The sequence below is a fragment of the Rhodococcus sp. ACPA1 genome, assembly GCF_002300195.1.
Taxonomy (GTDB): domain Bacteria; phylum Actinomycetota; class Actinomycetes; order Mycobacteriales; family Mycobacteriaceae; genus Rhodococcus_F; species Rhodococcus_F opacus.
In genome coordinates, this window is record NZ_NSDX01000011.1 from 46,157 (window position 1) to 65,271 (window position 19,115).

Annotated in this window: 18 protein-coding genes and 1 tRNA gene; 12 read left to right on the plus strand and 7 right to left on the minus strand. The window is 67.4% G+C overall.

The features are described from left to right. Nucleotide 1: 1 nt before the first annotated feature. Nucleotides 2-523 (plus strand): 2'-5' RNA ligase family protein, encoded by a 522-nt coding sequence (locus tag CJ177_RS36570; protein ID WP_005571116.1) that lies wholly within the window; start codon nucleotides 2-4, stop codon nucleotides 521-523. Here the strand turns inward: CJ177_RS36570 and CJ177_RS36575 are convergent, their stop codons facing one another. After that, entirely contained in the window at nucleotides 524-1,429 is a 906-nt protein-coding gene (locus CJ177_RS36575) for a DMT family transporter (protein ID WP_095870113.1), read from the minus strand. A gap of 194 nt (nucleotides 1,430-1,623) precedes the next feature. On the opposite strand from CJ177_RS36575, the gene CJ177_RS36580 reads away from it, so the two are divergent. Next, nucleotides 1,624-2,622: a helix-turn-helix domain-containing protein gene (locus CJ177_RS36580; RefSeq protein WP_025432850.1), complete on the plus strand. Its 999-nt coding sequence runs from the start codon at nucleotides 1,624-1,626 to the stop codon at nucleotides 2,620-2,622. A gap of 73 nt (nucleotides 2,623-2,695) precedes the next feature. Further along, complete coding sequence (gene trxA / locus CJ177_RS36585; protein WP_005247443.1) at nucleotides 2,696-3,064, plus strand: thioredoxin; 369 nt, start codon at nucleotides 2,696-2,698, stop codon at nucleotides 3,062-3,064. A gap of 19 nt (nucleotides 3,065-3,083) precedes the next feature. Here the strand turns inward: trxA and polA are convergent, their stop codons facing one another. Then, the gene (gene polA, locus CJ177_RS36590; protein WP_095870114.1) at nucleotides 3,084-5,828 is read right to left on the minus strand and encodes a DNA polymerase I; all 2,745 of its coding nucleotides are present in this window, start codon (nucleotides 5,826-5,828) and stop codon (nucleotides 3,084-3,086) included. A gap of 226 nt (nucleotides 5,829-6,054) precedes the next feature. Here polA and CJ177_RS36595 point away from each other — a divergent pair, with 226 nt between their 5' ends. Genes CJ177_RS36595 through CJ177_RS36610 form a run of 4 tightly spaced genes read left to right on the plus strand, consistent with a single transcriptional unit; the run spans nucleotide 6,055 to nucleotide 10,222 of the window. After that, the gene (locus CJ177_RS36595; protein ID WP_025432851.1) at nucleotides 6,055-7,425 is read left to right on the plus strand and encodes a branched-chain amino acid ABC transporter permease; all 1,371 of its coding nucleotides are present in this window, start codon (nucleotides 6,055-6,057) and stop codon (nucleotides 7,423-7,425) included. 4 nt (nucleotides 7,426-7,429) lie between these two features. After that, a complete protein-coding gene (locus CJ177_RS36600; RefSeq protein ID WP_005247450.1) occupies nucleotides 7,430-8,419 on the plus strand; it encodes a branched-chain amino acid ABC transporter permease in 990 nt (329 codons plus the stop codon). Next, the gene (locus tag CJ177_RS36605) at nucleotides 8,412-9,431 is read left to right on the plus strand and encodes an ABC transporter ATP-binding protein (RefSeq protein WP_025432852.1); all 1,020 of its coding nucleotides are present in this window, start codon (nucleotides 8,412-8,414) and stop codon (nucleotides 9,429-9,431) included. The genes CJ177_RS36600 and CJ177_RS36605 overlap by 8 nt, the downstream gene beginning before the upstream one ends. Then, entirely contained in the window at nucleotides 9,428-10,222 is a 795-nt protein-coding gene (locus CJ177_RS36610; protein WP_005247455.1) for an ABC transporter ATP-binding protein, read from the plus strand. The genes CJ177_RS36605 and CJ177_RS36610 overlap by 4 nt, the downstream gene beginning before the upstream one ends. Nucleotides 10,223-10,291: 69 nt before the next feature. On the opposite strand, the gene CJ177_RS36615 is transcribed toward CJ177_RS36610, so the two are convergent. Both CJ177_RS36615 and CJ177_RS36620 read right to left on the minus strand, forming a co-directional pair. Continuing rightward, entirely contained in the window at nucleotides 10,292-11,614 is a 1,323-nt protein-coding gene (locus CJ177_RS36615; protein WP_005247457.1) for an ABC transporter substrate-binding protein, read from the minus strand. Nucleotides 11,615-11,780: 166 nt separating this feature from the next. Beyond that, complete coding sequence (locus CJ177_RS36620; protein ID WP_095870115.1) at nucleotides 11,781-12,341, minus strand: TetR family transcriptional regulator; 561 nt, start codon at nucleotides 12,339-12,341, stop codon at nucleotides 11,781-11,783. 109 nt (nucleotides 12,342-12,450) lie between these two features. On the opposite strand from CJ177_RS36620, the gene CJ177_RS36625 reads away from it, so the two are divergent. Then, nucleotides 12,451-13,290: an oxidoreductase gene (locus tag CJ177_RS36625; protein ID WP_095870226.1), complete on the plus strand. Its 840-nt coding sequence runs from the start codon at nucleotides 12,451-12,453 to the stop codon at nucleotides 13,288-13,290. Nucleotides 13,291-13,328: 38 nt separating this feature from the next. Here the strand turns inward: CJ177_RS36625 and CJ177_RS36630 are convergent, their stop codons facing one another. Further along, nucleotides 13,329-13,958: an ANTAR domain-containing response regulator gene (locus tag CJ177_RS36630; protein ID WP_005260374.1), complete on the minus strand. Its 630-nt coding sequence runs from the start codon at nucleotides 13,956-13,958 to the stop codon at nucleotides 13,329-13,331. Between the two features lie 100 nt (nucleotides 13,959-14,058). Here CJ177_RS36630 and CJ177_RS36635 point away from each other — a divergent pair. Further along, a tRNA-Leu gene (locus tag CJ177_RS36635) sits at nucleotides 14,059-14,132 on the plus strand. An 84-nt stretch (nucleotides 14,133-14,216) separates the two neighbouring features. Here the strand turns inward: CJ177_RS36635 and CJ177_RS36640 are convergent. Next, entirely contained in the window at nucleotides 14,217-14,672 is a 456-nt protein-coding gene (locus CJ177_RS36640; protein WP_005247464.1) for a carboxymuconolactone decarboxylase family protein, read from the minus strand. A 97-nt stretch (nucleotides 14,673-14,769) separates the two neighbouring features. On the opposite strand from CJ177_RS36640, the gene sigJ reads away from it, so the two are divergent. From sigJ to CJ177_RS36655, 3 genes are all read left to right on the plus strand, one after another. Continuing rightward, complete coding sequence (gene sigJ / locus CJ177_RS36645) at nucleotides 14,770-15,645, plus strand: RNA polymerase sigma factor SigJ (protein WP_095870116.1); 876 nt, start codon at nucleotides 14,770-14,772, stop codon at nucleotides 15,643-15,645. Between the two features lie 104 nt (nucleotides 15,646-15,749). Next, on the plus strand, nucleotides 15,750-16,253 hold the full coding sequence (locus tag CJ177_RS36650; RefSeq protein ID WP_005260370.1) for an SRPBCC family protein: 504 nt from the start codon (nucleotides 15,750-15,752) through the stop codon (nucleotides 16,251-16,253). Nucleotides 16,254-16,289: 36 nt separating this feature from the next. Further along, nucleotides 16,290-17,315, plus strand: coding sequence for a DUF4185 domain-containing protein (locus tag CJ177_RS36655; RefSeq protein WP_095870117.1), 1,026 nt, complete (start codon nucleotides 16,290-16,292; stop codon nucleotides 17,313-17,315). A gap of 4 nt (nucleotides 17,316-17,319) precedes the next feature. On the opposite strand, the gene CJ177_RS36660 is transcribed toward CJ177_RS36655, so the two are convergent. Then, nucleotides 17,320-19,107: an ABC transporter ATP-binding protein/permease gene (locus CJ177_RS36660; RefSeq protein WP_005247472.1), complete on the minus strand. Its 1,788-nt coding sequence runs from the start codon at nucleotides 19,105-19,107 to the stop codon at nucleotides 17,320-17,322. Nucleotides 19,108-19,115 lie beyond the last annotated feature (8 nt).

Sequence of the window (19,115 nt, forward strand, 5' to 3'; positions counted from 1 at the left end):
CATGGTCCAGTCGGTGGAACTGCTGTTCGACGAAGCGACCGACGTTGCCGTGCGCGCGGAGTGGCAACGCCTGTGGGATGCCGGGATGCCCAGCCGCACTCGCGTTCGCGCCGAATCGAATCGGCCCCACATCACCCTGTTCGTGGCACGCCACATCCCACCCGAGATCGACGAACTGCTGGGCCGCCGGATCGCGACGCCCTCGTTCCACATCCGGCTGGGCGGGCTCGTGATGTTCGGCGGCAGGCACGTCACGCTGTCCCGGTTGGTGGTGCCGTCGAAGGCGCTGCTGTCCCTGCACCGCAGCGTGTTCGATCTCGCGGCGCACGCTACGGAGATCACGCCGCACATCCGCCCGGGCGAGTGGACGCCGCACGTGACTCTCGCGCGGCGACTGCCGGCCGATCAGATCGCGGAGGCCGCGCGGCTCCTCGACGGCGGCGACATCATCGGCCGGGCGTCGGTGGTGCGCCGGTGGGACGGGGACGCCAAACGCGAGTGGGTCGTCACGGCACCACCGTGATCACGGTGCGTCCACGGCGACCGCGTCGGCTGCCTTGCGCGAAGACCGTTGGGTGACGACGATTCCCGCGATCACCGCGAGCGCCCCGACAGGCTGGTTCCAGGAGATGTTCTCGTCGAGTGCGACCGCACCGAGCACGACGCCGACCACCGGTGTCAGGTAGGTGACGGTGGAGGCCGCGGTGGGCCCCCAGCCGCGCACCACGTTCGTGTTCCACACGAACGCCAGCCCGGTGCCGAACGCCCCGAGCCCGATCATCGACGCGACGATCGCGGGAGTCAGGTGCATCGGCGTGCTCGCGACCCACGGGGCGGCGAGGACCATGGCGGCAGCGGCGATCGACACCTGCATGAACGCGATGGTGGGCGTGCCGACGCCCCGCGGAAGGATGAACCGCCTCAGGTAGACCAGTGCCACACCGTACGACGCGGTGGCGCCGAGGCACGCGAGCTGGGCGGAGACGCTGCCGATGATCCCCGCCTGCCACGGCGCCAGCACCACGACCACCCCCGTGAATCCGAGCAGGAGGCCGAACAGCTTTGCGTCCGTGAGTTTCTCCCCCGGCAGGAACGCCAGGGCCACCGACATCGTCATGAGCGGCGTGGTCGCGTTGTAGATGCTGGCCAAGCCCGAACTGATGCTCTGCTCGGCCCAGCTGAACAGCAACCACGGCACCACACACTGGGCGACCGCCAGTACCGACAGGTGCGCCCACGTCGCCGCTTCGCGCGGCAACCGTGTCCGGGTGAGTCCGAGGACGGCACCGAGCGTCACCGCCCCGAACACGAGTCGCCACAGCACGACCTGCGTGAAGGACAGGTCGTCGAGGCCGACCTTGATGAAGAGGAAACTCGCGCCCCAGGCGAGCGCCGTGCCCGCGTACTGGACCGCCAGATTCCCTCTCAAAACCGGAAGTCCCCGTGCTGGGTGACTTCGTTGTGCGTGTCGGGCGTGCGGCCGGCGAGCGCCAGCGCGTCGAGCGCCAGGAACACGAGGAGTACCACGACCAGGATTGTCATGTCTTCAGCCTCGTAGCATCGACCTCCGAGAAAAAGTGGCAGAAACGACATTGTTGACCGTATTTCTGCCATACTGGGACGGTGCTGAAGAAAGTCGTCGTACCGCTCATGCCGCTCACCGAAGCGTTCGAGCTCGGAGTCGCCTGCGAGGTGTTCGGGTTCGACCGATCCGACGACGGACTTCCCACCTACGACTTCTCCCTCGTCGCCGGCTCACCGGAACCCATCCGCACCCGCTTCGGATACGGCATCGACGTCCCGTACGACCTCGACCGGCTCGACGACGCCGACCTCGTCGTCGTTCCCGCGGGCGGAACCTACGCCGAGGCGGACGGCACATTCGTCTGCGCGAAGGACCCCGACCCGTGCATGGACCCCCTCCTCGACAAACTGCGGGCCGCGGTGGACCGGGGCGCCAAGGTCGCCAGCCTCTGCAGCGGCGCCTTCGTGCTCGGCGCGGCCGGACTGCTGGACGGACGCAAGTGCACCACCCATTGGCGGCACGCCCAGCGGCTCGCCGACCTCCACCCGGCGGCGACGGTGGACCCGAACGTCCTGTACGTCGACGACGATCCCGTCCTGACCAGCGCGGGCACCGCCGCGGGCATCGACCTGTGCCTGCACATCGTGCGCAAGGAACAGGGCAGCCGGGTGGCCAACGGGATCGCGCGGCGCATGGTGGTCCCACCGCACCGGGACGGCGGTCAGGCGCAGTACGTGGCGATGCCGCTGCCGTCGACGACGATCGACACTCTCGGGCCGCTGCTCGACTGGATGACCGAGCACCTCGCCCTCGACCTGTCGGTGACCGCGGTGGCGGCCAAGGCCAACATGTCTCCCCGCACGTTCGCGCGAAGGTTCCAGGCCGAGACCGGGACCACCCCGGCCCGATGGCTCAGCGATCAGCGGGTGCTGGCCGCGCAGCACCTGCTGGAGAACTCCGACCTCTCGGTCGACGTGATCGCCGAACGGGTCGGCTTCGGCGGCGGCGCCGTCCTGCGGCAGCATTTCCTCCGGCTGCGCCACACCACCCCGCAGGCCTACCGCCGCACGTTCCGGGACACGGAGCGCACCGGCTGACGACGCCGCAGGGAAGAATCGACGGCGACGCGGCGTTGCACACGCAAAGCAGTCACCGAACGAAAGGACCCTCGTGGCCACCAAGACTCTGACTCAGCAGAACTTCGACGAGACCGTGACCGGCAACGATGTCGTTCTGGTCGACTTCTGGGCATCGTGGTGCGGACCGTGCCGCTCCTTCGCCCCCACCTTCGAGGCCTCGTCGGAGCAGCACCCCGACGTCGTACACGCCAAGGTCGACACCGAAGCGGAACAGGGCATCGCCGCCGCCGCGAACATCCGGTCGATCCCGACCATCATGGCGTTCCGCGAGGGTGTGCTGGTGTTCAGCCAGCCCGGCGCGCTGCCGCCCGCGGCGCTCGAGGATCTGGTCACGCAGGTCAAGGCCCTCGACATGGACGAGGTGCGCAAGCAGATCGCCGAGCAGGCGCCGGCCGAATAGGGCGGAGGACCGCCGCCGCCTAGTGTGCGGCGGCGTCCCAACTGCGACCGGTGCCGACGGACACGTCGAGCGGCACCGACAGCTCGATGGCCGAGGACATCTTGTCGCGGACCAGCTGTTCGACCTGTTCCCGTTCCGAATCGACGACCTCGAGCACGAGTTCGTCGTGGACCTGCAGCAGCATCCGCGACTTCAGGCCCGCCTCGCGCAGCGACCGCTGCACGTTGATCATCGCGACCTTGATGATGTCGGCGGCCGTGCCCTGGATGGGGGCGTTGAGCGCGGCCCGCTCGGCGACCTCCCGACGCTGGCGGTTGTCGCTGGTGAGGTCGGGCAGGTAGCGGCGACGCCCGTACAGTGTCGACGTGTAGCCGTCCTTGCGGGCCTGTTCCACGACCTCGTGCAGGTAGTCGCGTACCCCGCCGAACCGCGCGAAGTACGCCTCCATCTGCGATTTGGCCTCTTCGGTCGAGATCTTGAGCTGGGCGGCCAGACCGAACGCGCTCAGCCCGTACGCCAGCCCGTAGGACATCGCCTTCACGCGGCGGCGCAGCTCCGGGGTGACCTCCTCGATCGGCACGCCGAACGCACGCGCGCCGACGAAGCTGTGCAGGTCTTCGCCGGTGTTGAACGCCTCGATCAGCCCCTCGTCACCGGACACGTGGGCCATGATCCGCATCTCGATCTGGCTGTAGTCGGCCGTGAGCAGCGAGTCGTAGCCCTCGCCGACGACGAAACCGTCCCGGATCTGCCGGCCCGCGTCGGTGCGGACCGGGATGTTCTGGAGGTTGGGCTCGGTCGACGACAGCCGGCCGGTGGCCGCGACGGTCTGGTTGAACGTCGTGTGGATACGGCCGTCCTCGGCGACCGTCTTCAGCAGCCCGTCGACGGTCACCTTCAGCCGCGTCGCGTCGCGGTGCGCGAGCAGGTGCTCGAGGAACGGGTGCGACGTCTTCTCGAACAGGTTCTGCAACGCCTCGGCGTCCGTGGTGTAACCGGTCTTCGTCTTCTTCGTCTTGGGCATCTCCAGCTCGTCGAACAGCACGACCTGCAGCTGTTTGGGCGACCCGAGGTTGATCTGCTTGCCGATGACCCCGTAGGCCGCCTCCGCCGCCGCGGAGACCTCGCCCGCGAACCGGCTCTGCAGGTCGTGCAGGTGGTCACCGTCGACGGCGATACCGGACGCCTCGATGTCGGCCAGCACCTCGAGCAGCGGCAACTCCATCTCGGACAGCAGCGCCGTCGATTCGATGTTCGCGAGTTCGGTGTCGAGCGCGGCCGCGAGGTCGAGGACGGCGCGGGCGCTGAGAATTTCGGTCTCGGCGGCTTCCGCGTCGACCTGGTCGGCGTCGTCGAGCAGCGACAGCTGCTCCTGGCCGGTCTCCTCCACCCGCAGCTCCCTGCGCAGGTACCGCAGCGACAGGTCGTCGAGGTTGAACGTCCGCTGCCCGGGCCGCACCAGGTAGGCCGCCAGCGCGGTGTCGCTGGTGAGACCACCGAGCACCCAGCCGCGTCCGCGCAGCGCGTGCATCGCCCACTTTGCCTCGTGCAGGGCCTTCGGCTGATCCGCGTCGGCGAGCCAGTTGCCGAGCGCCTTCTCGTCCTCCGGGGTAGCGGAAGCGGTGGCGACGTAGGCGCCCTCGCCGTCGGCGGCGGCGATGGCGATCGCCGTCACGTCACCGCCGTACGGGGTGCGGGTGCCGACCACCGACACGCCGGATCGCTCGCCCGTCGACGCGTGCGCCGACAGCCAGTCCGCGACGGCCCCGGGATCGAGCGCGCTCCCGCGCACCTCGAACCCCTCCTCGGCCTCCGCTTCGACCGGGGCCAACGTGGCGAACAGCCGGTCGCGCAGCACCTTGAACTCGAGGTCGTCGAACAGCGCGTGAATCTTCTCCCGATCCCACTGCGCTAGCATCAGCTGGTCCGGGGTGTACGGCAGCGGGACGTCGCGCACCATTTCGGTCAGTTCGCGGTTGAGCAGGACGTTCGGCAGGTTCTCCCGCAGTGCGTCACCGACCTTGCCGCGAACCTTGTCGACGTTGTCGACCAGGCCGACGAGATCGCCGTACTCCTTGATCCACTTGGTGGCGGTCTTCTCCCCGACACCCGGGATGCCCGGCAGGTTGTCGCTCGGGTCGCCGCGCAGTGCCGCGAAGTCGGGGTACTGCGCAGGTGTGAGCCCGTACTTCTCCTCGACGGCCGCGGGCGTGAACCGGGTGAGGTCCGAGACGCCCTTCTTCGGGTAGAGCACCGTGACCCCGTCGGTGACCAGCTGGAGCGAGTCCCGGTCGCCGGTCACCACGAGGACGCGGTACCCGAGCGCCTCGGCCTGGGTGGTGAGCGTGGCGATGATGTCGTCGGCCTCGAAGCCTTCCTCGGCCATCACCGGGATGCCGAGGGCCCCGAGTACGTCCTTGGTGATCTCGACCTGCCCCTTGAACTCGTCCGGAGCCTTGCTGCGATTCGCCTTGTACTCGGGGAACTTCTCCGCCCGGAACGTCTGCCTGGACACGTCGAACGCCGCCGCCACGTGGCTCGGCTGTTCGTCGCGCAGCAGGTTGATCAACATCGACGTGAACCCGTAGACGGCGTTGGTGACCTGACCGCTGTGCGTCTTGAAGTTCTCGGCGGGCAGGGCGTAGAACGCGCGGAAGGCCAGCGAGTGGCCGTCGAGCAGCATCAGGGTGGGGCGATCGTCGGACGACGCGGCGGCGCCGGACGCGGGGGACGTGGTGGACCGGGGGGTGGTTGCAGGGCTCACGGTTGCCCAGTCTAGGGAGCGGATCCGACACCGATCAGCCGGATGGTTCGATACCCAACCGAAACGTGCCGGAAATCCGAGAACCCCATTTCGCGCGACCGGAGCCGTTAGAGTCCGGAAATTGCGGCACGGGCGGTAGTCGAGTCCGTCGCAGCACGTTCCTGACCGATCTACACGTCCCCGGAGGACCTGCGTGGCCCCAACCGTGAGGAAGCGACTCCCAGCAGTGAGGACGCGACCGAAATCCGCGAGGAAACGCACGAGGCGAGGGTCGGTCACCCGGCAACTCGGCCGTGCGTTCGTCCTCGTCCTGCTCGGCCTCGTCGCGGCGATCGCCTTCGGCGGTCCCGCGGCGGCGCAGGAACCCACCCCGCCGCCCCCACCACCCGCGACGAGCGGGCAACCGGCGCCCCCGGAGAACGCGGTGCGGGTCAGCGGCAATCTGAACAACGCGGGCGAACGGCTCGCGGACGTCGAGGTACGCGCTCTCGATTCGTCGGGCAACGAGGTGGCGAAGGCGACGTCGGAGGCGAACGGCCGCTGGGAACTCCAGGTCGCGCCCGGCACGTACACGTTCGAGATCGTGGCGGACTCGCTTCCCGACGACGTCAGCGTGCAGGCCACGGTGCAGCGGGAAGTGGTGGCCGGTCGCACCAACACGGTGATCTTCTCGTTCGGCGAGGCTCGCACCGGTTCCGCGGTCCCGTTCTACGAGAAGCTGATTCGCCAGACCATCGACGGACTCCGGTTCGGTCTCGTCATCGCCATCGCCGGTGTCGGGCTGAGCCTGATCTACGGCACCACCGGCCTGACGAACTTCGCGCACGGTGAACTCGTCACCCTCGGCGCGGTCGCGGCATGGGTCATCAACGTGACGTTCGGCGTGCAGCTGATCCCGGCCACGATCCTCGCGGTCTTCGTGGGAATCCTGATCGGACTGCTGAACAATGCCGGGATCTGGAAACCGCTGCGACGACGCAAGACCGGCCTGATAGCGCAGCTGGTGGTGTCGATCGGACTCGCGATTTCCCTGCGCTACCTGATCCTGATCTTCTTCTCCGATCGCGCGGAACCGTTCGTCGACTACCAGGCACAGGTGGAAAGGCACTGGGGTCCGATCGCGATCACCGACGCCAACCTCGTGAGCATCGGCATCAGTCTCGTCGTTCTCCTCGGAGTGGCCCTGCTGCTGCAGAAGACGCGCATCGGCAAGGCCATGCGCGCGGTGTCCGACAACCGCGACCTGGCCGCGTCGTCCGGCATCGACGTCGAACGGGTGATCCGCTTCGTGTGGGGTCTCGGCGGCGGACTCGCCGCGCTCGGCGGCGTCCTGTTCGGCATCTCCGAACTCGGCGGCCGCGTGCAGTGGGAGATGGGCTTCAAGCTCCTGCTGCTGATGTTCGCCGGTATCACGCTCGGCGGACTCGGCACCGCATACGGCGCGCTGCTCGGCTGTGTGATCGTCGGTCTGCTCGTCCAGCTGTCGACGCTGGTGATCAACCCCGACCTCAAGTACATCGGAGGACTGCTCATCTTGATCGTCATCCTGGTCGTCCGGCCTCAGGGCATTCTCGGCAGCCGGCAAAGGATCGGGTGAGGGCATGGACATCGCAGGAGCACTCCAGGTCTCGCTCGCCCAGCTGATCGGCCCGTCCGCGATCTTCTACGCGCTGCTGGCGATCGGCCTCAACCTGCACTTCGGCTACGCCGGACTGCTGAACTTCGGTCAGATCGGGTTCGCCCTCCTCGGCGGCTACGGCGTCGGGATCATGACCGTCACCTACCAGCAGCCGCTGTGGGTCGGCATCCTCGTCGGTCTCGCCGCGGCCGGGTTGCTGGCCGTCGTCCTCGGTATCCCGACGCTGCGGTTGCGGGCCGACTACCTCGCCATCGTCACGATCGCCGCGTCCGAGATCCTGCGGCTGATCTTCCGGTCCACCGCCTCGGATTCGATCACCGGATCCACCAACGGCCTGTTCGGTTTCGCCGACCCGTTCACCACGCTCAGCCCGTTCGACTCGGGTAAGCAGTACAACTTCCTCGGCGTGAAGTTCTACGGTGACGACCTCTGGTCGATGGTCGTCGGATGGACTCTCGTCCTGGTGCTGTGCGGGTTCGTGTTCCTCCTGACGCACAGTCCGTGGGGCCGTGTCCTCAAGGCCGTCCGCGAGGACGAGGACGCCGCACGCGCACTCGGCAAGAACGTCTTCGTCTACAAGATGCAGGCGCTGGTCCTCGGCGGCATGATCGGCGGGCTCGGCGGCGTGTTCAACGCACTGCAGACCAAGTCGATCAACCCCGACTTCTACTCCACCGCGCAGACGTTCTTCGCGTTCGGCGCCCTCATCCTCGGCGGCGCGGCGACGGTCTTCGGACCGGTGGTCGGCGCGATGCTGTTCTGGTTCCTGCTGGCCATCCCGGACGCCCTGCTGCGGCAGGCCATCTCCGGGCCGGATCCGCTGCTGCCGCTGACGGAACAGCAGGTCGGGGCCATGCGGTTCGTTCTGCTCGGCATCATGATCGCGGTGCTGATGGTCTTCCGGCCGCAGGGCATACTGGGCAACAAGCGGGAGGTGCAGCTCAATGCCTGACCACAGACTGCCGGATCATCTGCAGACCGACACCGTGCTCACCGCCGAGGAACGGGCCTCGATCTTCACCGACGTCCCGCACTCCCCCGGCGCACCGAAACCCGACCCGATCCTCGTGGTCGACAATGTGTCCCGGACGTTCGGCGGGCTCAAGGCCGTCGACGTGGCGCATCTGGAGATTCAGCGCGGCTGCATCACCGGACTGATCGGTCCGAACGGCGCAGGTAAGACCACCCTGTTCAACCTGCTCACCGGTTTCGACCGGCCGGACAGCGGCACGTGGTCGATGGATGGCCAGTCGCTGGGCCGGATGTATCCGCACCAGGTGGCCCGCCGCGGCGTCGTCCGCACGTTCCAGCTCACCAAGGCGCTGTCGAAGCTGACGGTGCTCGACAACGTGCGGCTCGGCGCCACCGGGCAACGCGGCGAGCGGATCTTCAACACGCTTCTGCCGTGGACGTGGAAGGCGCAGGAACGGGCCGTCACCGAACGCGCCAACGAGCTGCTCGCGCGGTTCACACTCGACACCAAGTCCGACGATCTCGCCGGCTCGCTGTCCGGCGGTCAGCGCAAGCTGCTCGAGATGGCGCGGGCGCTGATGACCGAGCCGACCGTGGTGATGCTCGACGAGCCGATGGCAGGCGTGAACCCTGCGCTCACCCAGAGCCTGCTCGGTCACATCAAATCGCTTCGGGACGAGGGCATGACCGTCGTGTTCGTCGAACACGACATGGACGTCATCCGCGACATCAGTGACTGGGTGGTGGTGATGGCGCAGGGCAGCGTGATCGCCGAGTCCACACCGGGACACCTCTCGTCCAACAACGCGGTGGTCGACGCCTACCTGGGCAGCCACCACGATCAGGCACTCGAGTTCGACGACGAGGGAAATCCGGTGGGCGCGACGGCCGTTCTGGCCGAGGCACTCGAGAACGCCGAGGCCGAAACCCTCGAGACCGGCGGCGACCTCTCCGAACCCGACATCACCGAGCTGAGGCGTGAGAACCCATGACCGAACTGACCCCAGCGGAATTCGCGGCCACACCCGAGGAGCATGCCCGGCTCGCCGAGGGTGCCCTCGTCCGCGCGGACGGTGTGGTGGCCGGATATATCCCCGGCGTCAACATCCTCCGCGAATGCAACTTCTTCCTGCGCGAGGGCGAGATCGTCGGCATCATCGGTCCCAACGGCGCCGGGAAGTCCACGCTCCTGAAGTCGCTGTTCGGGCTGATACCGGTGCGTGAGGGATCGGTGACCCTGCGCGGTGAGGACATCACGTCCAAACCCGCCCACGTTCTCGTGCAGAAGGGCGTCGGCTACGTCCCGCAGACGCAGAACGTCTTTCCGTCGCTCACCATCGAGGAGAACCTCGAGATGGGGATGTATCTGCGGCCCAAGCTCTTCGCGGAGAGATTCGCGTTCGTCGGCGACCTCTTTCCGCTGCTCGTCGAGCGGAAGAAGGTGAAGGCAGGCGCCCTGTCCGGCGGTGAACGGCAGATGGTCGCGATGGGACGGGCGCTGATGATGGAACCGTCCGTGCTGCTGCTCGACGAGCCGTCCGCCGGACTGTCCCCGATGTTCCAGGACGAGGTGTTCATCCGCTGCAAGCGGATCAACGCCGCGGGCGTCTCGGTGATCATGGTCGAGCAGAACGCCCGCCGGTGCCTGCAGATCTGCGACCGCGGCTACGTCCTCGACCAGGGCCGCAACGCCTACACCGACTCGGGACCCAACCTGATGCACGACCCGAAGGTGATCGAGCTGTACCTGGGGACCCTCGCGGGAAGTCAGGAGAAGAAGTAGGTCCGGTGGTTCCGGACACGACTGTGGGCCAGGTTTCCCTGGCCCACAGTCCGTTTCAGGTGAGTGCGATCACCCGCCGACGACGATGTATCCGTCCGTCGTCAGCTTGTTGTCGGCACCGAACTTCAGCTTGCCGTACGAACCGATGGACGGCTCGCCTGCGGCGGCGAAGTCGAGCTTGCCGGTGATGCCGTTGTAGTCGACGTCCGTGCCGGCCTGCACGAGCGGCAGGCACTCCTGGTACGACGTGCACGGGGTTCCGCCTTCGGTGACGGCGTTGATGTTCGCGGCGATGTCGCGACCGGCCGTCGACTTCGCGGCTTCCGCGGCGAGCGCGGAAACGACTACGGCGTCGTAGGACTCACCGGCGTAGTTGAAGTCGATCAGCCCCGGGTTGATGCCCTTGAGACGATCCTGGAAGGCCGGGCCGACGTCCGTGAGCGGCGTGGTGCCCTGCATGCCGTCGAGCAGCGGTGCGGCCACCGACTCGCCGAGCGCGTTACCCATGTTGCCGTCCACGCCGTAGACCTTCATGCCGTCGGACGGGCCGATGCCGACCTCGTGCATGCGGGTGATGATCTTCGCGGACTCCTCGAATCCGACCACCGCGACGGCGTCGGGGGCGAAGTCCTTGACCTGGTCGATCTCGGAGTTGAACGACTGCGCGTTGGGGTCGTAGATGATCTTCTGGATCTGGTCCTCGGGGATGCCCGCGTCGACGAGGTTCTTCTGGATGTTGTCGGCGAGCCCGGTTCCGTACGGGTCGTTGAGGGCCAGGATGGACACGCGCTGGCCGCCGTCGTCCGAGATGAGTTGCGACACAGCCTGAGCCTGCAACACGTCGGTGGGGGCGGTGCGGAAGTACTGGCCCTTGTCCGGGTAACAGACGAACTGGTCGGACGTGTTGGCCGGGGAGAACATCACGACGCCGGCGCTGGACACCTTGTCGATGACCTTCAGCGACACCGAGGACGACGCCGCGCCGACGATCACCTGGGTGCCCGCGGCGAGTTCCCGGTCCACGGTGGTGTTCGCCGTGTCGGTGGTGGTGTCGCCCGAGTCGCCGGGGATCAGTTGAACGGGCTGGCCGAGAACTCCACCGGCCGCATTGACGTCGTTGACACCGAGTTGGGTGCCCGCCACCATCGGCGGTCCGAGGAAGGAGAGGCTTCCCGTATCGGGAAGCAGAGTGCCGATCTTCAGCGGCGCCGTGGACGGGGCACCCGCTGCCGCCGCCTCTTCGGGCGTGCAGTCGGTGGAAACAGTGGTGGCCGAGGCAGAGCTGTCACTCCCGCTCGCGGAGTCGTCGCCACTGTCCGAACTACAACCTGCCAGTGCGAGTGATGCCGCGCCGAGAACCGCGGCCGCCCGCACGAGGGTCCGTTTAGCCATCCAAACTCTCCTTAGATCACCTGAGTGCGGGCGCCACCCGAGTTGGCGTCCGCTGTGGGATCAGACGCTAGCGGTCCGGCGGCTTTCGCGATCCGTCCGGAAAGGCTCGTGACCTTACTGTGATCTGAATACGACGAGTGTTTACGCGGCCGTAGCGTGGCGAGCCTCAGGCGCCGACGAGAAGGCGCACGGAGTCGACGACCACCTGGCGCCGGCGGGCCCGGTCGGCGGGGGCCGACGCGCCGAGTTCCGGGGTCTGCGTGTGCCAGGACATCGCGACGGACCGGACGACGGTGAGCAGTTCCACGGGCTCGAATCGGGTTGGCAGCACACCACTTCTCTGCGCGCGCTCGATGTCGGCGAGCTTCGACCGGTTGGACGCGACCACCACCTGGAGCGGCTCACCGCCTGGCCGCTCCAGCTGGTACCAGGTGGCGAGCCGGAGCGTCGCCGGGTTGTCCTCGTACAGGTCGAACGAGCGCCCCGCATAACCCGGGAGGTCGGCGGCGTCGAACCGCACCTGCTCGGTGAACGCCACCACGTGGGCGGAGAAGACAGCGTCGAACAGCTGCCCCTTGTCGCCGAAGTACGCGTAGATCATCGACTTGTTCGCCTTGGCGGCCAGGGCGATGCGGTCGACCCGCGCCCCGGCGATGCCGAACTCGGCGAACTCGGCCGCCGCCGCGTCGAGTAGTCGCTTCTTCGTTGCCTCTGCATCGCGCACCATGCGTCCACGCTATCAACCAAATAGTTGGTTGACAGCTTCTCGCGGCGGGTGTTCCATGGATTTCGTAAGCATCCAACCAGTCAGTTGCAAGCGCGGGATGGAGTACACCATGGTGAAGACCTGGCTCGTCACCGGAAGCTCACGCGGCTTCGGCAGAGAACTCGCGACGGCAATCCTGGGCAGCGGCGACAACCTGGTCGCCACCGCCCGGCAGCCCGAACAGCTGACCCGCCTGGTCGACACGTACGGCGACCGGGTTCGGGCGGTCGCCCTGGACGTCACCGACGCCGAGGCCGCCCGTGCGGCGGTCGCCACCGCCGTCGCCGAGTTCGGGAGCCTCGACGTGGTGGTGAACAACGCCGGCTACGCCAACAGCGTCCCGATCGAGGAAATGGACGAGCAGGACTTCCGGCAGCAGATCGAGGCCAACTTCTTCGGCGTCGTCAACGTCACCCGGGCCGCACTGCCGATCCTGCGCGAACAGCGCAGCGGCTGCGTCGTGCAGTTCTCCTCAGTCGGAGGCCGCGTCGGTGGCACGCCGGGGCTGAGCGCCTATCAGGCAGCGAAGTTCGCCGTCGAGGGATTCTCCGAAGTCCTGGCGGCCGAGGTGAAACCGTTCGGCGTGACGGTGCTCATCGTGGAACCGGGCGCGTTTCGCACCGACTGGCAGGGTTCGTCGATGAAACGCAGCTCGGTCGGCCCCGGCTACAAGGCCACGGTCGGCGCGATGAACCGCCACCGGGAGGCCACCGACGGCACCCAGCCCGGAGACCCGGCCCGGGCCGCTCGGATCATCGTGGATGTGGTTGCCGCCGAGGACGCCCCGCTGCGCCTGCTGCTCGGGGCCGGCGCCGTCGAGATGACCGAGAAGTCGTCCCGCGAACGCGCCGCCGAAGCCCGCCGGTGGGCCGACGTCAGCCGATCCGCGGACTTCCCCGCCCGCACCTGACGCTTCGAAAGCGCATCGGCTGTAGCCGATCTCGCGGGTCAGCTGGTGGGGGCTTCCCCACCGAGGGTCTCGAGCACCACCTGCGCGACCGCCTTCATGGTCGACCGGCGGTCCATCGCGGCCCGCTGGATCCACTTGAACGCTTCGGGCTCGGTCAGGGACTGCTTCTCCATCAACACGCCCTTGGCCCGCTCGACGATCTTGCGGGTCTCCAGACGCTCGGACAGATCGGAGATCTCCCGCTCGAGCGCGGTCACTTCCTTGAACCGGCTGGCCGCCAACTCGACCGCGGGCACCAGGTCGGCGGTGGAGAACGGCTTGACGAGATAGGCCATCGCCCCGGCGTCGCGGGCCCGCTCCACCAGCTCGCGCTGACTGAACGCTGTGAGAATGACCACGGGCGCAATACGTTTCGCCGCGATCTCCGAGGCCGCATCGATGCCGTCGCGACGGGGCATCTTCACGTCCATGATCACGAGGTCGGGTTTGAGCTCCACCGCCAGGTCGACGGCGGCCTGCCCGTCCCCCGCCTCACCGACCACGTCGTAGCCCTCTTCCCGCAGCATCTCGACCAGATCGAGCCTGATCAGCGCCTCGTCCTCGGCCACCACGACCCGCCGCGGCTGCGACGGCACACCTTGCTGCTGGGGAGCGTTCATGGCCACCATTCTCCTCTGTTCGGACGACCCCGGCGCGGGGAGCGAACGTTAGAAGGGTACCGGTGGTTGACTCCCGACGGCGATCTTCTACAGTGGTACAGCGCAACACGCCCTCGTATCCCAATTGGCAGAGGAAACGGATTCAAAACCCGTCCAGTGTGAGTTCGAGTCTCACCGAGGGCACTGCCAGGATTTCTCCGCGAATCGCAGGTCGGATACCTTCTCCGACCTGCGATTCGCATCTCCTCCCCCGTTACGGTGTCCCCGTCACCACTGGCCGCCCGCGACCTGCCGGGTGGCGGCGTTGAGACGGTTCCACAGGTTCACGGTGGCGATCGACAGGACCAGCGACGCGAGCGCCTGCTCGTCGTAGTGCCGGGCGGCCTCGTTCCACACGTCGTCGGGCACCGGATCCGGACGATCACTCAACCGGGTCATCGACTCGGCCAGCGCCAGGGCCGCGCGTTCGGCGTCGCTGAAGTACGGAGTCTCCCGCCACGCCGCCACCGCGAAGATCCGCTCGTTGGTCTCCCCTTCCTTCTCCAACTCACGCGAATGCATGTCCACGCACACGCTGCAGCCGTTGATCTGGCTCGACCGCAGATGGACGAGTGCGTGGGTCACCGGCGGCACGTCCGCGTTCGACGCAGCCTTTCCCAGAGCCAGCAGAGACTTCATGGCGTCGGGAACGATCATCGCGGGGTTGGTCATCCGGGCTTTCATGATTGCCTGCCTCCAAAGGTATTCGGGTGATCTGATGTCACACCGGGTGATTTTCGTTCTCACTGACATGACGAACCGCGACGGCAGAATGTGACAGATGAACGACGACGAAGTTCTGGCACACCGCTTCGAGGAGAGCCGGACGCATCTGTCTGCGGTCGCCTACCGGATGCTCGGCTCGATCAGCGAAGCGGAGGACGCCGTGCAGGAGGGCTGGCTCCGGCTCAGCCGTGCCGAGACCTCGGATGTGGAGAATCTGCGGGGCTGGCTGACGACGGTCGTCGCCCGGGTGTGCCTCGACATGCTCCGGTCACGGAAGACTCGCCGCGAGGAGCCCCTCGACGTCCATGTGCCGGACCCGATCGTGAGTGAGCTGGACGGAGCCGATCCCGAGCACGAGGCGGTGCTCGGCGACTCGGTCGGACTCGCACTGATGGTCGTGCTCGACACGCTGACGCCCGCCGAGCGGATCGCATTCGTGTTGCACGACATGTTCGCCCTGTCCTTCGACGAGATCGCCCCGATCGCCGGACGCACCCCCGCAGCGTCCCGCCAGCTCGCGAGCCGCGCGCGCCGCCGCGTCCAGGGGTCGGGGCCCGTTGCGGATACCGACCTGACCCGACAGCGCGAGGTGGTCGAGGCATTCATGGCCGCCTCGCGGGGCGGCCGGTTCGATGACCTCCTCGCCCTGCTCGACCCGGACATCGTCCTGCGGGCCGACGGCGGCGCGGACGGATCCTCTCTCGTGCGCGGAGCCCGCGCCGTCAGCGAGCAGGCCCTCACCTTCTCGCGCTTCGCTCCTTTCGCCCGGCTCGCCCTGGTGAACGGCGCCGCCGGGGTCGTGACCGCACCCGAGGGAAAGGCCATGTCGGTCATGGCCTTCACCGTCGCAGGTGGGAAGATCGCCCGGATCGACATCCTCGCCGACCCGCAGCGCCTGCAGCGTCTGGGGCTCTCCGCCGTAGACGACTGACGACCCGCAGGTAGCGGCGGTTTTTTGTGGCCGATCCTGGGGATCTGAGCCGTCCTGCCAGTACCATGGTGGGACAGGTACGCCCTCGAGCACGGAGGTCACCCATGGAGCTCGGCACCGTCACTTTCACCTACGACGGGCGGGTAGCCCTTCGATTCCAGCAAGCGCTCTCGCACTCGCCGGAGAAGGTGTGGCGTGTTCTCACCGACCCGCAGTACCTGAAGGCCTGGTTCCCCGCCGACGTCGAGTTCGACCTCACTCCGGGTGCCGAACTCGTCTTCCGGGTGACGCCGGAGCAGGTGCGCCGATTCGGGTTGCCCGCAGATCAGACCACTACCGGGACGGTCATCTCGGTGCATCCCGCGCACATCCTCGAATACCTGTGGGACGCCGAGACCCTGCACTGGGAACTCGTCCCCGACGGCAGCGGAGGCTGCTGGCTGACGCTCACCCACACCGTGGAAGAAGAGGAATCCGCCTACGCGCACGCCGCCGGCTGGCACGCGGGGCTCGAGGTGGTCGAAGCGCAGCTGGACGGCCGCGAGGTCGACTGGTCCCCGTGGGATCGGGCCGACGAACTCGCCGCGTCGTACCGCAAGACGTCCTGACCGCAAGACGTCCTGATCGCTCACCGACTGGGAGGAGTGCGAATCCCGGGCAGCACGACCACACCGGCAGCGTCCTTCGTGAAGGAGGTCACCGGAGAGGCGACGCGGCGGTGGGGTGTGCACGGCACCGACCTCGGCTGTTCCGCGCGCCTGGCCGACGGCAGGGTCGCGTTCTTCTTCGGCGACACGTTCAGCTCACGCGGCCGAAAGGGTGAGCGGTGGCGCAGCCCCGTGATGTTGCGCTCCACCACAACCGATCTCCGGGGCGGCATCGAGTTCGAATCCGCGGCCGGCGGCCGGTATGCGACGGAGATCCTGCCCAACGCGCACGACGTCCGCGAACTCCCCGACCGGGAATCGGCGGGCAGCGAGTTCACCGTCGTTCCCGCTGACGCCGTCACGATCGGTGACCGGACCTATCTGTCCGTCGTCAGTGTGCACTCGTGGAGGTCGCGTGCGTGGCCGACGAACTTCACGTATCTCGCCTGGTCCGACAACGGGGGCGAGAACTGGCACCGCTCACCCGCCCGCTGGGACAACAGCGGTGGGTCGCTCGACCAGCTCTGGACCATGGAACGGCACGACGGCTACGTCTACGTCGTCTCGAGCGCGTTCGACCGCACCAATCCGGGTGGGATGATCCTCCGGCGGGTCCCCGAATCGCGCATCCTCGAGCCCGGAGCCTACGAGGACTGGGGCTGGGACCGCGCCACGGGGTGGGCGTGGGGACAGCCCGCGACCCCGATCCTGCCGGGCCCCGTCGGGGAGATGTGCCTGCGACGGATCGACGGCACCTGGGTCCTCGCGTACTTCGATCCCACCGCGTACGCGATCGTCACCCGCACCGCGGACCGGATCGACGGACTGTGGTCGGAACCGACCGTGCAGGTCGCCGGGGGCGACTGGGGAGCGGCGGACGGCACGTGGGCGCAGATCTACGGCGGATTCATCCACCCGGCGTCCACGTGGGACGAGCTGCATCTGCTTGTGTCGCAATGGAACACGACGACCGGCGACCCCTACCGCGTCCTGCAATTCACGACTCGGCAGGCCGCCGGGTAGCTCGTCACCCCACGAGTTCCGACTCCGTCCACCGTCCCTCCCCTTCCAGTTCCACACCGCGGGAATGGAATTGATTGAGGGTGCTGCGGTGGCCCACGCTCACCACGATGCTGTCCGGGAGTTCGGTCCTGAGCAGGGTGTAGAGCGTGTATTCGAGGCCTTCGTCGATGGCCGACGTGGCCTCGTCGAGGAAGATCACCGCGGGTCGGGCGATCAGCACCCGCGCGAACGCGAGACGCTGCTGCTCACCCGGCGACAGGATCCGCGTCCAGTCGGCGGTCTCGTCGAGCCGATCCCCCAGATTGCCGAGCGACACCTTCGACAGCGCAGCGCGTACGACGTCGTCGGCCGCCGTCGGCTCCTTCGGGTACGCCAGCGCGGTCCGCAGCGAACCGAGCGGAAGGTACGGCCGCTGGGACAGGAAGATCGCCTCTCCCGCGGGTCGTGACACCGTGCCGTCGGCGTACGGCCACAGATCGGCGAGCGTGCGGAGCAGGGTGGTCTTGCCCGAGCCCGAGGGGCCCTTGACCAGCAACGACTGCCCGGGGGTCACGGTGAGCTCGAGGCCCTCGATGAGGGTCTGCCCCGTCGGGATGCGGACGTCCAGCTTCTCGACCTGGAGGTCGTCGCCCGACTTGCCGGTCTTCAGGATCGGAAGTTCGGCAGCATGCTGGTTGTCGTTGGCCAGACCGTTGAGTCGGATGAGGGTGGCGCGGAAACTCGCGAAGTCGGCGTACGACTCACGGAAGAAGGACAGTGAGTCGTGGACCTGGCCGAACGCCTGCGACGTCTGCATCACGTCACCGAGCGACACCTGACCGGTGAACAGTCGCGGACCCTGCACGAGGAACGGGAAGATGACGGCCGTCTGGTTGACGGTGAGGTTCCATCCGCTGAACTTCAACGTCCGGAACACGATCTGCCACATGTTCCGGATGACGTCCGCGAACCGTCCGGCGAGCGTGCGGCGCTCGACGTTCTCGCCGCGGTAGAACGCGATGCTCTCGCCGTACTCCCGCACCCGGATGAGCGCGTAGCGGAAGTTGGCGCCCAGTTTCTCGTTGAGGAAGTTCAGCTTGATGAGCGGCTTGCCGATCCAGAACGCCACCACCGTGGTCACCAGCACGTAGATGTAGACGAGGAAGATCATCGCCCGCGAGATCTCGACGCCGAACACCGTCATCGGGCCGGACAGATCCCACAGGATTCCCGTGAACGACACGATCGACAGCACGGCGGTCACCGCGCCCATCGACAGCGAGCGGGACGTGGTCACGAAGTTGGTGATGTCGGCCTGGACGCGCTGGTCCGGGTTGTCGATCGCGTCGTCCAGGAACCGGTCGCGGTAGTAGGCGCGGCTGTCGAGCCAGTCGTCGACGAGATGGTGGTTGAGCCACGTCCGCCAGTCGATGTCGAGGGTCTGCCCGATCAGGTACTCGATCAGGGCCCGCACCACGTGGACCGTCGCCAGAAGGGCGAACACGCGGAGGAAGTGCCAGAACGCCGATTCGTCCAGGTTCTGGATCGAATCGTAGAAGTCGTTGTACCAGTAGGAGAACAGCACCGTCATCCGCACCGCGAAGACCGTCGACAGCAGCAGCACTGCCAGGATGGTCAACGGCTTGAGGCTGCGCCGCGGATTGAAGTACGGCGCGGCGAAGCGCCAGAACTGCCTACCCCATTTGGTGAACCGAGCGAGCAGTATCACTACGACGACGAACGCGACGACAGTCATGACGTAGGCCTTGAGCAGCCACATTGCGCTGTCCCAGACGACGTTGTTCCAGTCCACGACCCATA

Bases quoted from the DNA above. Each gene is read 5' to 3' on its own strand.
- CJ177_RS36620 (WP_095870115.1), bottom strand. From the start codon at position 12,341: ATGGTGCGCGATGCAGAGGCAACGAAGAAGCGACTACTCGACGCGGCG.
- sigJ (WP_095870116.1), top strand. From the start codon at position 14,770: ATGAACGACGACGAAGTTCTGGCACACCGCTTCGAGGAGAGCCGGACG.
- CJ177_RS36630 (WP_005260374.1), bottom strand. From the start codon at position 13,958: ATGGTGGCCATGAACGCTCCCCAGCAGCAAGGTGTGCCGTCGCAGCCG.
- CJ177_RS36610 (WP_005247455.1), top strand. From the start codon at position 9,428: ATGACCGAACTGACCCCAGCGGAATTCGCGGCCACACCCGAGGAGCAT.
- CJ177_RS36640 (WP_005247464.1), bottom strand. From the start codon at position 14,672: ATGAAAGCCCGGATGACCAACCCCGCGATGATCGTTCCCGACGCCATG.
- CJ177_RS36650 (WP_005260370.1), top strand. From the start codon at position 15,750: ATGGAGCTCGGCACCGTCACTTTCACCTACGACGGGCGGGTAGCCCTT.
- CJ177_RS36605 (WP_025432852.1), top strand. From the start codon at position 8,412: ATGCCTGACCACAGACTGCCGGATCATCTGCAGACCGACACCGTGCTC.
- CJ177_RS36570 (WP_005571116.1), top strand. From the start codon at position 2: ATGGTCCAGTCGGTGGAACTGCTGTTCGACGAAGCGACCGACGTTGCC.
- CJ177_RS36600 (WP_005247450.1), top strand. From the start codon at position 7,430: ATGGACATCGCAGGAGCACTCCAGGTCTCGCTCGCCCAGCTGATCGGC.
- CJ177_RS36615 (WP_005247457.1), bottom strand. From the start codon at position 11,614: ATGGCTAAACGGACCCTCGTGCGGGCGGCCGCGGTTCTCGGCGCGGCA.
- CJ177_RS36625 (WP_095870226.1), top strand. From the start codon at position 12,451: ATGGTGAAGACCTGGCTCGTCACCGGAAGCTCACGCGGCTTCGGCAGA.